The sequence below is a fragment of the Sulfurimonas sediminis genome, from assembly GCF_014905115.1.
GTDB lineage: Bacteria > Campylobacterota > Campylobacteria > Campylobacterales > Sulfurimonadaceae > Sulfurimonas > Sulfurimonas sediminis.
Genome location: NZ_CP041235.1, coordinates 1,447,406 through 1,462,475, shown reverse-complemented (window position 1 = coordinate 1,462,475; position 15,070 = coordinate 1,447,406). Strand labels below are relative to the sequence as shown.

Below are 15,070 nucleotides of genomic sequence, written 5' to 3'. Positions count from 1 at the left end.
TTTAACTTTCCTTAGTATAAATTCTAGCAGTTCGTTTGATAACAGTGTAACTAATTATCAATAGCAACTCCAATCAAGTGTATGTTGGAGATATAAGTATCTGACCATATCAAAATATGACATTTATTTTTTTCTATACTTACGCTATAATCACACTATACTAAAACATTAAAAAAGAGTTCCATGCAATCATCAGAAGTTGATAAAATATTAAACAATAAAGAGAAACTTTTAACGCAGGTATATTTTGATTTGCAACGGTTTTTTGAACAAAAATATGGTAAAGATACTGTTGTTTTTATGGAAATCGGCACTTTTTTTGAAGTGTATGAAGTCAATAATGATGAAGAACAGATTGGAAAAGCAAAAGAGATTGCCGAGCTTCTAAACATACAACTTACAAAAAAAAATAAAAAAATAATAGAAAATTCTGAAAAAAATCCTCTGCTTGCGGGTGTGCCTGCGGTCTCTTTTGAACGCTATTTAAACCGTTTGATTCAAGAACAAAAGTATACGGTTATAGTCGTTAAACAAAAAGGCAATCCTCCTAAAATCAGCCGGTATATCTCCCAGATAGTTTCCCCTGGTACCAACTTTGAACACATTGTTGATAATGACGATAACTACATTGTTTCTATTTTGATTGACAAATTTCGTGATATTTATACGGTTGGTTACGCTGCCATAGATGTAACCACGGGAAAAACCTGGTTGTATGAGACACATGGAACGAGTGAAGACCCGTCGTATGCACTTGATGAAATTTTTAACCTTTTGAATGTTTATCGAACCAGTGAAATAGTTGTGACTTTTTTAGATGGAATTGATGATCAGCGTCATGTGATGCAGTATTTGGAAATTCCTGAACATTATCATTATTCTGTAAACAACAAACGGGCAAAAATAGAGTATCAAAACGAGCTTTTTAAAGAGGTGTATCAGATTCAATCTTTGCTTTCACCCATAGAGCATTTGGATTTGGAACGCTCGCCAATGATTACGGAAGCTTTGGCGATTCTTATTGATTTTGTGATAGAACATGATTATCACATCGTACAAAAGATGGCGATGCCGCGGATTATAGACAATCGTCGTTTTATGTATCTGGGTAACAATGCACTGGAGCAGATGGGCATTATTTCAAAAGACAGAAAAGAGTTCACACTTTTAAAAATGCTTGACAAAAGTGCGACGGCTATCGGAAAAAGACTCTTAAAAGAGAGATTGCTCAACCCTATAATGGAAGAGAATGAACTCGAACGTCGGTACAATTTGATAGAACGGGTCTCTTCCCATGTAAGATATTTGGATGAGATGATGCGGGGAGTATATGATATACAGAGGCTTGCACGCCGTTTAAGCCTCGGCAGACTGCATCCGTTTGAGATGAATCACATGTATGACTCTATGGTAAGTGTCAAAGAGTTGATGCTCTATGTCAAAAAACATAAAATCCAAAAAACACCTTTTCATGAAAGCGAAGTGGAAGAGTTTCTTCGTGATATAACAAAAACGATAGATTTGGACATATCACGGCGTTTTACCAATGCAACGGTAGATGAAAACTTTTTGATGAGCGGTGTCGATGAAGCCATAGATACGCTGGTAAAAGAAAATGCCGTTATGATGGTTGCTTTTGAAGATATAATACACAAAATTGAGGCACTGCTGAGCAGCGTCAATGCCAACAGTTCGACAAAACTTGTAAGCCTGGGACTTTTAGAAAAAGAGGGCTACTACATCTCTTTGAGCAAAAACAGGTTTTCTCTCATTGAGAGTGAATTTAAAAAACGCGAAGAGTTTGCAGATTTCAATGTAAAAAAACTGACTAACAATGTCAAAATCACTTCGGCTTTTACCGATAAACTCTCTGACAATATTATGAAAAACCGCCGTAAAATTGTTGTGCTGGTAAAAGAGCGTTATATACAGCTCCAGGCACTGTTTGAGCGACGCTATTCTCTTCTTTTTGACAGAGTTATCAGCTATGTGGCAGATTTGGATGTAGGTGTAAGTTCTTCAAAAGTGGCACAGGAGTACAAACATTCAAGACCGATGATAGTCGATACTAAAGAGGATGAAAACTTTATGCAAATTATGCAGCTGCGTCACCCTCTGATAGAAGTACAGGAACGGGGCGGGCTGTATGTTCCCAATGATATTGTGATGGGAGAACGTGACTATATGGATCTGCCGCATCCAAAAACGGTGATGCTTGATGTGGCTGTGCATGACGGACATGACATCAACGGAGTCCTTTTATACGGTATAAATTCAAGCGGAAAATCTTCTTTGATGAAGAGTATAGGTATTGCGGTATTGATGGCGCAGTCAGGTTTTTTTGTGAGTGCTGCGGTGATGAAATTCAGCATTTTTGACTCTCTTTTTACACGTATCGTATCACGTGACAATTTGGCAAAAGGGCTCTCTACTTTTGCAGTGGAGATGCTCGAACTCAAAAATATTTTCAACCGTTCAACCGTAAAGTCACTTGTTCTGGGTGATGAGATAAGCCATGGTACAGAAACGCTCTCAGGCGTTGCCATTGTCGCCGCAGCCATACAAAAGCTCTCACATACCCGATGTCTGTTTTTGTTTGCAACGCACCTGCATCAACTCTCAACGATGGATGAAATTACCTCGCTTGACAATGTTGTAGACTTGCACCTGAGTGTGGAGTATGATGAAGAAAATGACAAGCTGATATTTAACCGTGTGCTTCAAGCTGGAAGTGGCAGCAGTATCTATGGACTGGAGTTTGCAAAATCACTCCATATGGACAATGAATTTTTGGAAAATGCCAATGCCATCAGAAAACGTCTTGCCAATGATTATGATGAGCTTGAACTGCTTGTGAAGAAGAAAAAATCCAAGTATAACAAAGAGCTTTATGTGACCAAATGTGTTATCTGTGGTGCGGTGGCAGAAGATGTGCATCATATCTCGCAAAAGTCATTGGCTGACGGTGCCGGATTTATAGGGCATTTTCACAAAGACAACAAGCATAATCTCGTGCCTTTGTGTAAAGATCATCACCAACAGATTCACGACGGCAAGTTACATGTAAACGGTTTTATCATGACGAGTAAAGGGCTTGAATTGCAGTTTGAAGAGCAGATGCGTAAAGCTGAAGTCAAAAAAGTGCAAGAACCTGAAATAAATAAAAATACAGAAGTGAAAAAGAAAGAAGAAGACGAACCAAAAGGCTTCGTCCTGGATGATTGGTAAGCCTTAAGACAAGGCTTTTTTGACTGCATCACTGATGCGTTTACCATCAGCACGACCGGCTAGTTCTTTACTCGCCATACCCATAACTTTTCCCATATCTTTCATGCTCGAAGCACCTGTCTTTTCTATGATGGTTTTTACTTCATTTTGCAGTTCTTCATCACTGAGCTGTTTTGGCAGATAGACTTCATAGTAGGCTATTTCATCAAGTTCTATCTGCATTAAATCTTCCCGACCTGCTTCTTTGTATTGGCTTGCAGCATCATTTCTGCGTTTTACCTGTGTCTGAATAATTTTTATGACATCTTCATCACTAAGCTCTTTTCGCTCATCGACTTCTATCTGTTTAAAAGCACTTGTCAGCAGACGAAGCGCATCTCTTTTTTTTGTATCTTTTGCTTTCATTGCATTTTTGACGTCTTGGTTTATTGTTTCTTTTAATGACATTGTTTTTTTCCTTGTTTATATTATGGAACTAAAATTGCTAGTATTATAGCAAAATTAAGGGATTTTCTTGATGAAAAAAATGAAATTAGCTACTTTTGTACTAGTACCTTCGATAATGATGTTTTTTAATGGATGTACGGCCAACCTTACCGACCCCGAAATAAACTTTGAACCGCCTGCATATGTTGAGCAGATGCCTGCAAAAGAAGATCAACAAGACTTTGCATCTACCGGCAGTATATTTGGACAGGGAGAAAATCCTCTTTTTTCAGATCACAAAGCTATGCATGTCAGTGATATTGTAACTGTAGTTATTTCAGAAACTGCACAAAGTTCAAATACCGGTACAAAGCAGTTGCAAGAGGCTGATACAAGTACACTTGGAGGGGGATTGTTTTCAAGCACAGGTCTCAATGCTGCTGTAAACTCCAAAGTAGCAGACTTGAACGGATTTACGAATGTAGGTTTTAACTCTACATCAAACAGTAACTATAAGGGATCGGGAAGTGCAACAAAGGATGCAAGTTTTACAACAACCATTTCGGCAAGAATTGTAAAAATTTTAAAAAACGGAAATTATTATATTTCCGGAAAAAGAGAGATTTTGATAGATGACCAGAAGCAGATAATTCAGTTAAGTGGTGTGATCCGTCCATATGATATCGATCAATATAACCGAATCAACTCTACACAAATCAGTGATGCAAAAATATTGTATAAAACCGAGGGAGATATGGATCGTGCTACAAAACAGGGATGGGGGACGAAAATTGTTCAATCAATTTGGCCGTTTTAGTCTTGTTACAGCGCTTTTTTTAAGTTCTGTATATGCAGGGAGTTTTGCAGAGTTTAAAAAGGTGCAGACGGGATCTTTTAACAGCTTCAAAGATAAAAAAGACAGTGAATTCAACAAATATCTTCAGCAGCAGTGGGAAGAATACAGTGCGTATATCTCAACACCCTTATACAAAAAGAAAAAACCAAAGAGTTTGCCGGCGTTGCATCAAAAAAAAGTTCGAGGTGTCGGTCCGAATTTAGTGATAAAGATAAAACCTTTTGCTGAGAAAAAATCCGCTCCTCAGGAAAAAAAAATAAAAGCTGACAATACAGTTTTTGAATTTTTTGGAACAAGTTTGGGGTTTGATGTTGATAAAAAAATAAAAAACGCCAACTTTTACCCCAGAACACAAAAGGGGATTGAGAATTTTTTCAGTGTTGTAGCGACAAGCGATTATGATGGCCTTTTGTATGAGATTGAGAATACATGTAAAGAGATGCATCTTAATGACTGGGGAGTCTATCTTTTAATAAACAGACTCTCCTATACTCTTTTTCCTGCACAGGATAATGAAAAACTATTGAGCTGGTTCTTGTTGAATAAGCTTGGCTACAGGGTTCGCGTAGCTTTGGGTGCAGACAAACATATAGTTCTGCTTCACAGTGTCAAAGGCAAGATCTACTCTACACCAAACTATACCCTGGATAATAGAAAATTTTATGTCATTTCTAAATATAACAAAGAAAATATTGCAAAAGTATATACTTACAAAAATGATTATCCGAATGCAACAAAAGCGCTTGATTTTACGTTAAAAACACTTCCTCTCCTTGCAAAAAAAATCCAAACAAAAACTGTTTCTTTCAAAGAACATGGAAAAGTTTACACTTTTTCTTATCGGTATAACCAAAATCTTATTGATTTTATGAAAACATATCCTCAGGTGGAATATAAAGTTTTTTTCAATGCACCTTTGGAATATGAGACATATAAAGACATAGCAAGTGATATCAAGAAATATACTGAGAACAAAAAAGCAAGTGAAGCTTTGGATTTTGTACTGCATTTTGTACAAAAAGCTTTTATATATGAGCGTGACCAGGAACAGTTTGGTAGAGAAAAAGTTATGTTTGCAGAGGAAACGCTTTATTATGAAAAATCAGATTGCGAGGACAGAGCTGTATTGTATACCCGTTTGGTTAAAGACTTATTTGGTATTGGTATTGTGGGTGTTAAGTATAAAGACCATATGAGTACTGCTTTACATGTACCTATGGCAGGGGAGAGTGTAGAGGTATCAGGTCAAAGATATGTTGTGGCAGACCCGACATACATAAATGCTTCTTTGGGAGAAACCATACCAAAATACAGATCTGTCATGCCTGAGAGTTTTGTGTATGTAAAGTAGGTTTTATGCCTCATCATAAAGAGCACAACTGTTTTTTCCGTTTTTCTTTGCAACATACATAGCTTTGTCCGCATCATTCATTATGTCTTCTATATTATGCTTTTCATCCGGAAATATCTTGATACCGATACTTGCTCCAATATGAATTTCATTGCCTTCAATGACAAATGTCGCAGAAAGAGCTTTGATGATAGCTTGACATTTTTTTTGTGCATACTCTTTGGCTGCTTCTTTGCTGTCTGCTATATTGACTAAGATGATGGTGAATTCATCGCCGCTTATTCTGGCAAGGATATCTTCTTCTCTTAAAACACTTCGCAGTCTGTGTGAGACCTGAATGAGTAATTCATCTCCGACATGATGACCATAGGTATCATTCACCTGCTTGAAATTGTCCAGATCAATAAATAAAAAGGCATGAATGAAGTTATGTCTGATGGCTTTTGCATTCTCTTCATGCAGTCTTTGCAATAAGGCTTTTCTGTTCATCAGTCCTGTAAGAAAATCATGGTTTGCCTGATATTGAGCCTCTTCCTGTGCATTTCTTAGATCTGAAATATCATAAAACTGTGCTATAAAGTTTATTATTTCACCGTTTTTACGTTTGTTGTAAATATCACCTTTCCATTGTCCGGATGTAAGGAGCTGATGCCACATGTCAGCATAGAATTCTTTAGTGTGTTTGCCTGATTTGAGTATTTTAGTCGTCTGTCCTATAATCTCATCTGCTTTATATCCTGTAATTCTGGTAAAAGATTTATTGACTTCAAGAACAACACCGTTTTTGTCAGTAATGACTATAGCCTCGTGTGAGTCGAATGTATGCGAAGCAATACGTATTTTTGCAAGAAGTTTGTCCTCTTTTTTGATCAGGGCATTGATATAATAGAGGAAGAAAAAAAAAGAGATAAAAGAGAGAATCCATAAGATAATTGTATATGTGAAAACCTGTTTTATATCTTTTTGTGTCTGCAGGGCCTCGGTTACAATGGTATTGAGAATGTGGCTTGACACATTGTAAAGTTGTGTAATGTATTGTGAAGCAGTCTGAAACCATATCTTTGCATCTTCTTTGGATGAGAGTTTATCCTGAAAAAACATTGTTCTTAAGGCAGCTGTTTTTTGTACAGTCTCTTTTTGTATGAGTTGTTTAAAAATATTTTGCGTGTTTTTGGAAGCACATATGTAAAAAACAGTCTGAAGTTTTTTCTCTTTTTCCTGCAGAAGATGAATATAGTGTATATACTTTTCATTTTTTTTTGGAGCGAGTATCTGGTTATAAACATACGCTCTTTCCTGTCCCAAATACTCTTTAAGTTTTTGAAGTTCAATAAGGGCTTTGCCGTTATATGATTTTGATTCTAAATCATGCATCAGTGCAGTAATGGCCTGAAGCAGCTCTTTATTGAGGGAGTTATAGTATTGCATTTCATCCCAAAAGCTGATTTGTGTTGTAAGAACTTTTCTTCTTACTGCCGTAATAGAATGAAACTGTTTTTTAAAATACTGATATGCATTAGAAAAGTGAATCAGATCCTGATAGGCACTGTCTGTATGGATATACTGTTTTTCCAAATTTTTTCGGATTATTTCGTCTTTTGAAACAAGATACCCTGCACTCAGTCCTCTTTCAAGCTGTAAATTATGAATGAGTTTACTGAGAATTTTTGTTTGTTTTGCAGAGAATGCATAGGAAGTACTGTTCTTATACTTGATATAGTTTTCATTTACCAAAGAATAGGAAAAGTAAAGTAATGCAAGGGCAGGAAGAGAAAAAATAAGGATAATTTTTATCTGCAAAGATTTTAAATTCATGCTTCAATGATATGCTGATATAGATTAAAAGATATCATTACATGTACGGAAAATGTTAAAAGTTTAAATCATGTTTCACATTGAAACATGATTTAATAATTAATAGCAACCTTGTATGTCGGATCATCTTCTTCATAACTGCAATGCGGTCCGGCTTTTTTCATGATTTTTTTACAGTCATCACTTAGATGGCGCAAAAGAAGATTTTTTCCGGCATCTTCGTATTTTTTTACGAGAGAATCAATGGCTTCGACACCGGAAAAATCCAATACTCTTGCATTTTTAAAATCAATGACAACTTTTGGCGGATCATTTTGAATGTCAAAATTATCTGAAAAAGTTGTGGCACTTGCAAAAAAGAGCGGACCTTCAAGCTCGTATACTTTTGTGCCATCTGCTTCGGTATGTGTTTTTGCCCAGATGCGTGCATGCTTCCATGCAAATACAAGTGCAGAGATGATAACACCGGCTATGACTGCAACAGCCAAATCTTCTACAACTGTTATAATTGTCACAACGACCATAACAAAAACATCGGCTCTTGGCATGTGTTTGAGATGCGAAAAACTTGACCATTCAAAGGTACCGATACTCACCATAAACATAATGCCCACAAGAACACCGACCGGAATGGCATTTAAAACATCTGTTAAAGAGATGACCAAGATTAAAAGTCCGACAGCTGCAGTAAATGAGGAGAGCCGTCCAAGACCGCCTGATGTATAGTTGATGATACTCTGCCCAATCATTGCACATCCCGCCATACCGCCAAAAAATCCACAGGCGATGTTTCCAGTTCCAAGTGCGATACACTCCTGATTTCCACTGCCTCTTGTTCCACTCATTTCATCTAAAACTGCAAGCGTCAAGAGTGATTCTATAAGACCGACAAGTGCCATGATGACGGCATAAGGAAGGACCATTATAATGGCATCCAGACTAAAAAGCGTATCAGGAATAATGAGATGCGGCAGTTTGCCTTTAAATTCTGACAAATCGGCCAGGGCTCCGACGGTGAGTGTGTCTAAATGCGTAAAATAGACGACAAGTGTTAAAAGGACAATGGCAACAAGTCCTGAGGGAACCGCCTTTGTATATTTTGGCAAGAAGTACATGATAAACATGGTAATGGCTACGATAACATACATACTTAAACCCTGTCCGTCAAAGAATTTAAACTGTGCCATGGCAATAACGATTGCCAGACCATTTACAAAACCATACAGAGCAGGTTGGGGAACAAGACGAATGAACTTTCCAAATTTGAGCACGCCTACTGCAACCTGAATGAGTCCTGCTATGATGGTTGCCAGCAAAACATAGTGGAGCATATGGAAGTAGAGCTCATCTCCGCTATACCCCTGTGCCGTTAATTTCAGGTTTGCTTCTATAACAAGCCCGACGATAACAACAGCGACACTGCCGGTAGCTCCACTAATCATTCCCGGTTTGCCACCGATAAGCGCAGTAATAACACCTAGGATAAAAGCCGTATAAAGTCCTACAATAGGACTGACACCTGCTATAAAGCTAAAAGCAATGGCTTCAGGAACAAGTGCAACAGCCACCACAAGTCCTGATAAAATGTCATTTTTTATATTTGGAGAGGTGTATTTTCTTATGTCAAACAAACTATGCCTTTAATGAATCTAATTGTGCTAAAACTTTTTCACGTTTGGCTTCTGCTTCTTTGAGGGCTTCACGGTTTTTTTCCAAAACATCCGCAGGAGCATTCGCAACAAAGCGTTCGTTATTCAGCATACCGCTCAGTTTGCCTATCTCTTTTTGGAGTTTTTCATCCTGTTTTGTCAGTTTGTTGATAATCGGCGTCAAATCAATAGAGTCTGTCGGAATAAATGTCTCACAGCTGTCTGCGATGTCACTGACCGCATTTTCTATTTTTGTATCGGTAAATTCGACATCTTCAACCTTTGCAAGTTTAGCGATGTAAGGCAGCATCATCTCTTTTTCTTTATCGCTCAGACCGTCAATTTTGACATAGGCTTTTTGGATTTTCTGGTTTGCCAAATCAACCAAAACTTTTGCACGGCGAATAGAGACAATGGCATCCATAATGATTTCAAATGTTTTTTCTTCTTTACGCTGTTTTGTTTTGTGCGGAAATTTCTTAATCATAATAGAATCAGCATTTTCCAAAGAAGTGCCGCTGAGTTCATGGTATAAATGTTCTGTGATAAACGGCATAAACGGATGCAACAGTTTCATGGCTTCTTTGAAAATTGCACCAAGTTCTATGATAGATGCTTTGTCCGCTTTACTCAGCTCAATTCCCCAGTCACAAAATTCATTCCATAAAAAACGGTACATTGTAAGAGCGGCATCGTTAAACTTGTACTCATCAAGATAGGTACGAACCTCTTTTGTGGCAAAATTCAGACGGCTCATCATGTAACGCCCAAGGTCGGTCTCAACACAAAAACTCTCCATATCAGGAAAAGTATCACCATTCATCTGCAGGTATTTGCTTGCATTGTAGAGTTTGTTTGTAAAGTTACGGTTTTGTTCGAGTTTGTCAACACTCATGCGTATATCACGTCCCTGTGCCGCAGAAACAGCCAGGGTAAAACGTAAAATATCTGCAGAGTATTTGTTGACCATATCAAGCGGATCAATGACATTGCCTTTTGATTTACTCATTTTCTGACCGTGTTCGTCACGCACAAGTGCATGCAGATAGATGTGCTTAAACGGCAGTTCTCCTATGAAATGCTCACCCATCATCATCATTCTTGCAACCCAGAAGAAAAGAATGTCAAAACCGGTAATAAGCAGAGAATTCGGATAAAAATCTTTCATATCCTGTGATTGAAAAAGTCTGTCCATCTCGGTGTCGCCATTTCCCCAGCCTAGAGTTGAAAAAGGCCATAAAGCAGAACTAAACCAGGTGTCAAGCACATCAGGATCTTGCGAAATGTTTTTTGAAGCACATTTTGGACACTCTGTCGGATGCTCATTCTCTGTTGCCCATTCATGGTCACAATCTCCGCAGTAAAAAACAGGAATCTGATGTCCCCACCAGAGTTGACGGCTTATACACCAGTCACGCAGTTCACCCATCCAGGAGTTATAGGAGTTTATCCAGTGCGGTGGAAAAAACTGTGCTTCGCCTGCATTTGTTTTTTCTATGGATTTGTCTGCCACTTCTTTGCGGACAAACCACTGTTTTGAAATGTAAGGCTCTACAACGTTTTTACATCGGTAACAGTGTCCGACCTGGTGTTTATGGTCTTCTATCTTAACGATATAACCCTCTTCTTGCAGTCTTTTTACAATAGGCTCTCTTGCTTCAAGGCGTTCCATACCCTTAAACTCTCCGGCATAGTCATTTAAAATACCTTTTTCATCAAAAACCGTAATAAATTCCAAATCATGACGCTTCCCGACTTCGTAGTCATTTTGGTCATGTGCAGGCGTTACTTTTACGACACCTGTTCCAAATTCCATATCAACATACGAATCAGCGATGATTTTTATTTTTCTCTCAAGAAGTGGTAAAACAACCTCTTTTCCTATAATGTCTTTGTAGCGCTCATCATCAGGATGTACCATGACGGCAGTATCTCCAAAATAGGTTTCAGGTCGTGTAGTCGCCACTTCAACACTGCCGCTGCCATCTGCAAAATGATAGAGCATGTGGTAAAACTTGCCATCTTCTTCTTCGTGTTCTACTTCGATGTCTGAGAGGGCTCCGTCATGTGTACACCAGTTTACCATGTAGTTTCCGCGAACAATCAAACCTTCATTGTAGAGATGGACAAAAGCCTCTTTGACTGACTTTTGCAGACCTTCATCCATGGTAAAGCGCTCTCTCTCCCAGGCAGGACTTACACCCATTTTGCGGAGTTGTTCTGTCATTATGCCGGCAGATTCTTCTTTCCATGCCCAGACACGCTCCAAAAATGCTTCGCGTCCTATCTCTTCTTTGGTGAGCCCCTGTTCCAAAAGCTGTTTTTCAACAACATTTTGTGTGGCAATTCCTGCATGGTCCGTTCCCGGCTGCCAAAGCGTTTTATAGCCATCCATGCGTTTGTAGCGGGTAATGATGTCTTGGAGTGTAAAGGTAAGAGCATGCCCGATATGCAGTCGTCCTGTTACATTTGGCGGTGGCATCATAATAGAGAAGTTTTTTCCTTCTTCTTGGATGGCTTTGTTTCCGTCTGTTTCGAAGTATTTTCTTTCTTCCCAAATTTTATAATATTTGTTTTCGGTTTCTTGTGGATTGTATTTGTTGTCTGACATAGTGCGCGCCTTAAATTATCTAAATTAAAATTGCGCGATTATATCCAAAAAGAGGTGAGTATTTGCTTAGATGCCGGTGACTCTCTTTTTTATCTCTATCTTGTCATTGTACATATTTTTATCAGCCACTTCTATAACCTGTGGCAGGAGATCATTTTTTTTAAATTTTGTTACACCAAATGAAAAACTGACACGAAAAGTATCGTTGTGTGCTTTTAATTTTTTGCCAAGAACATTTTCTCTGATTTTATGTAAAAGAGAGCTTGCTTTTTCCTCGGAGACACTGTCGCCAAAGAGTATGATAAACTCATCACCACCGTAGCGTACGACAGGGATTTTTAATTTTTTCAGTTCATTTGTCAGATATATTAAAACTTTATCACCAATAATGTGGCCATATGTATCGTTCACCTGTTTAAAATAGTTCAGATCTATAATCGCAAGTGTTCCGTTATGCACAAAAGCATTGCCAAGTGGGTCCAGATGAGTATCGTGAAGCCATTTTCTGTTATATGCGTGGGTCAGTTCGTCTTTGTAAACAGACTCTTTGAGTTTTTCAATTTCCTGACGCAGATATTGCGTCTCTTGCAGTACCTGATTGAGAATTTTTTCATCTTTTTGTTCAATAGCATGAATGGCCCTGTTCGTATTTTCACTTAATGTCTGTACATTTTTGGATGTTTCATTTTGTAAAGTTGTAAATCGTGAACATTCAGTTTCTAGAATCTTTCTTGAAAGACTCTCCTCATCTTCTATTTCAAGATTGTTTTTCTTGGCAAAGTCTGAAAAAACTGAAGCATAAATAGTAGGTGTAACAACAGGAATCTGTGCGATAGAGTTTTTTGCCTCATTCGAAACAATCTCTAATATTTTTTTATTTTCTTCCATTGCTTGCCTTAGAATATTTAATTTAAATGATTTTAGCATATCACAAATAAATTTAACAATAAATAAGTATAATCACACTCTTAAAATTTTTGCCCAAGGAGTTTGTTTATGCCGTTGTCGAGATTAAATGAAGAACAATATGCCGCTGCAACATCTCCTCACAGCAAAAATCTCATCATTGCTTCTGCCGGAACAGGAAAAACTTCGACTATTGTAGGAAGAATAGGACATTTGCTCAACAATGGCGTTGCCCCAAATGAAATTCTTCTGCTGACTTTTACAAACAAAGCAGCTGCAGAGATGGTGGCTCGGGTTGCGGAGTATTTCGGTGCGGGTGTTGCCAAAAAAATAGATGCGGGAACTTTTCATGCGGTAAGCTACAGATGGCTGAAAAAAAGAGACAAAAGAGTGGTGCTCAAGCAGCAGCGAGAGCTCAAAACACTTTTTCGTTCTGTTTTTGAGAAGCGTTCCTTTATGCATATAGAAGCAGAAGTACAGCCTTACGGCGGAAATTATCTGTATGATTTGTACTCTTTTTATCAAAATACAGAGCTGAAAAACAATTTTGAAGACTGGCTTATCGAGAACTATCCGGAGCATGAACTTTTTGCCATGATATATGCAGATATAGTGGATGAATTTGAAGCCTTGAAAAAAGAATACGGTTTTTTAAATTTTAATGATCTGCTTTTGAATTTTAGAGAAATGTGCAAAAATGACGAGCTGGGATATAAAGAGGTTTTGGTGGATGAGTATCAAGACACCAATGCTCTGCAGGGAACGCTCATAGATGCCATGAATCCGCCTTCGCTCTTTTGTGTGGGAGATTACGACCAGAGTATTTATGCTTTTAACGGCGCAGATATAGGCATTATAGGCTCTTTTACGACAAAATATCCCGATGCCGTTGTGCATACGCTGACAAAAAACTACCGATCTTCCGTGCCTATTCTCTCACTTGCAAACAAGGTGATAGAGCATAATGAACGGATTTACCCTAAAAAGCTGGAAGTGACCCGTATTTATGATGCACAGGCGCCAAAACTTTTGGCATTTGATGAGCTGTTTGACCAGTATCATGCCATGGCTGCGATGATTCGTGACACATCCACACCAAGAGAAGAGATAGCAGTCATCTTTCGTAACAACTCTTCGGCTGACGGCATAGAGGTAGGACTGCGTGAGCTTGACATTCCCTGCAAGCGTAAAGGCGGCACAAGCTTTTTTGATTCGCGTGAGATTAAAGCAATTTTAGATTTATACACTCTGCTTGTGAATGAGTCGGATATGATGGCATTTATTCATCTGTTTGAATTTGCACGGGGCATAGGTTCTGCCATGGCAAAAGAGTTGTATACTGCTCTTAAATATTTGGGGCAGGGGAGTATTTTTTACGGACTTTATGCACCTGATGAATCGGTGAAAAACCCTTTTGAAAAACGAAAGCTCAACCATCAACTTGGGCTTTTTGATGACTTTTTGGAACTCGGTGCTGTTGGGAAATATGCAAAACTCGGCTTTGAAGCGAAATTTATGAAAAATCCGGTGCTCAAACATCCTAAACTGACAAAAGAGAGTGCGACTTTTTTGCATAATTTTTATCTGCTTTTTCGTGATTTGAAAGGGATTAAACAGCCAAAAACCGTGGTAAAAAAAATTGCAAATTCCGCACTTTACATGTATATAGCCGATGTTTTGGCAACAAAAAGAGCCACGCTCAAAGACGGCTCTGTTGATGAGAAACAAAAAACAGAAGCTTTGAGCCGAATCCAGAGAAAAACACTGCTTTTGGAAGAACTTTCAAAACCTTATTCGGAGCATGAACGCTTTTTAAATGCGATGATTTTAGGCTCATCCGATTTGACACAGGGCGAAGGGGTAAATCTGCTGAGTGTGCATGCAAGTAAAGGGCTTGAATACAAAGAAGTTTATGTGATAGATTTGATGGACGGACGCTTTCCAAACAGAAAACTGATGCAGCGGGGCGGCAGTCTTGACGAAGAGCGCCGACTTTTTTATGTGGCAGTCACACGTGCAAAAGACATACTCTATTTGAGTTATGCAAAATATGACAAAATCAAAAAACAGAACTTTGTACCAAGCCAGTTTTTATATGAAGCCGGCATGGTTGCAAAAGATGAGGCCTACAGAAAAATGGTGATGCAGGCGGAGGAAAAAGAGCAAGAGTAGTTTTTCGGAACCCATGTTTTATTGCGGATTGAGAATGGCAGGAGAACAGCAACAGT

Annotated in this window: 9 protein-coding genes; 4 read left to right on the top strand and 5 right to left on the bottom strand. The window is 38.4% G+C overall.

The features are described 5' to 3' along the window. The first annotated feature begins 183 nt into the window (after window positions 1-183). On the top strand, window positions 184-3,228 hold the full coding sequence (locus FJR45_RS07870; RefSeq protein WP_193150051.1) for a MutS-related protein: 3,045 nt from the start codon (window positions 184-186) through the stop codon (window positions 3,226-3,228). Window positions 3,229-3,231: 3 nt separating this feature from the next. Here FJR45_RS07870 and FJR45_RS07865 read toward each other — a convergent pair whose 3' ends face one another. Next, a complete protein-coding gene (locus tag FJR45_RS07865) occupies window positions 3,232-3,675 on the bottom strand; it encodes a GatB/YqeY domain-containing protein (RefSeq protein WP_193150050.1) in 444 nt (147 codons plus the stop codon). Between the two features lie 70 nt (window positions 3,676-3,745). Between FJR45_RS07865 and flgH the strand changes: the two genes are divergently transcribed. Then, the gene (gene flgH, locus FJR45_RS07860) at window positions 3,746-4,471 is read left to right on the top strand and encodes a flagellar basal body L-ring protein FlgH (RefSeq protein WP_193150049.1); all 726 of its coding nucleotides are present in this window, start codon (window positions 3,746-3,748) and stop codon (window positions 4,469-4,471) included. Then, window positions 4,446-5,861 (top strand): hypothetical protein, encoded by a 1,416-nt coding sequence (locus FJR45_RS07855; RefSeq protein ID WP_226966408.1) that lies wholly within the window; start codon window positions 4,446-4,448, stop codon window positions 5,859-5,861. Before flgH ends, FJR45_RS07855 begins: the two co-directional genes overlap by 26 nt. 3 nt (window positions 5,862-5,864) lie before the next feature. Here FJR45_RS07855 and FJR45_RS07850 read toward each other — a convergent pair whose 3' ends face one another. The 4 genes from FJR45_RS07850 to FJR45_RS07835 form a co-directional block, all read right to left on the bottom strand. Further along, window positions 5,865-7,676 (bottom strand): diguanylate cyclase domain-containing protein, encoded by a 1,812-nt coding sequence (locus FJR45_RS07850; protein WP_193150047.1) that lies wholly within the window; start codon window positions 7,674-7,676, stop codon window positions 5,865-5,867. Between the two features lie 92 nt (window positions 7,677-7,768). Beyond that, window positions 7,769-9,307 carry a SulP family inorganic anion transporter gene (locus FJR45_RS07845; RefSeq protein ID WP_193150046.1) on the bottom strand — a complete coding sequence of 513 codons (1,539 nt, stop codon included), beginning with the start codon at window positions 9,305-9,307 and terminating at the stop codon, window positions 7,769-7,771. 1 nt (window position 9,308) lies between these two features. Continuing rightward, a complete protein-coding gene (locus FJR45_RS07840) occupies window positions 9,309-11,936 on the bottom strand; it encodes a valine--tRNA ligase (protein WP_193150045.1) in 2,628 nt (875 codons plus the stop codon). Between the two features lie 66 nt (window positions 11,937-12,002). Then, complete coding sequence (locus FJR45_RS07835; RefSeq protein WP_193150044.1) at window positions 12,003-12,824, bottom strand: GGDEF domain-containing protein; 822 nt, start codon at window positions 12,822-12,824, stop codon at window positions 12,003-12,005. A gap of 108 nt (window positions 12,825-12,932) precedes the next feature. On the opposite strand from FJR45_RS07835, the gene FJR45_RS07830 reads away from it, so the two are divergent. Continuing rightward, window positions 12,933-15,014, top strand: a complete 2,082-nt coding sequence (locus FJR45_RS07830; protein ID WP_193150043.1) for an ATP-dependent helicase — start codon at window positions 12,933-12,935, stop codon at window positions 15,012-15,014. Window positions 15,015-15,070: the final 56 nt, after the last annotated feature.

Coding starts and splice junctions, on each gene's coding strand:
- FJR45_RS07870 (WP_193150051.1), top strand. CDS start 184: ATGCAATCATCAGAAGTTGATAAAATATTAAACAATAAAGAGAAACTT.
- FJR45_RS07865 (WP_193150050.1), bottom strand. CDS start 3,675: ATGTCATTAAAAGAAACAATAAACCAAGACGTCAAAAATGCAATGAAA.
- flgH (WP_193150049.1), top strand. CDS start 3,746: ATGAAAAAAATGAAATTAGCTACTTTTGTACTAGTACCTTCGATAATG.
- FJR45_RS07850 (WP_193150047.1), bottom strand. CDS start 7,676: ATGAATTTAAAATCTTTGCAGATAAAAATTATCCTTATTTTTTCTCTT.
- FJR45_RS07840 (WP_193150045.1), bottom strand. CDS start 11,936: ATGTCAGACAACAAATACAATCCACAAGAAACCGAAAACAAATATTAT.
- FJR45_RS07835 (WP_193150044.1), bottom strand. CDS start 12,824: ATGGAAGAAAATAAAAAAATATTAGAGATTGTTTCGAATGAGGCAAAA.
- FJR45_RS07830 (WP_193150043.1), top strand. CDS start 12,933: ATGCCGTTGTCGAGATTAAATGAAGAACAATATGCCGCTGCAACATCT.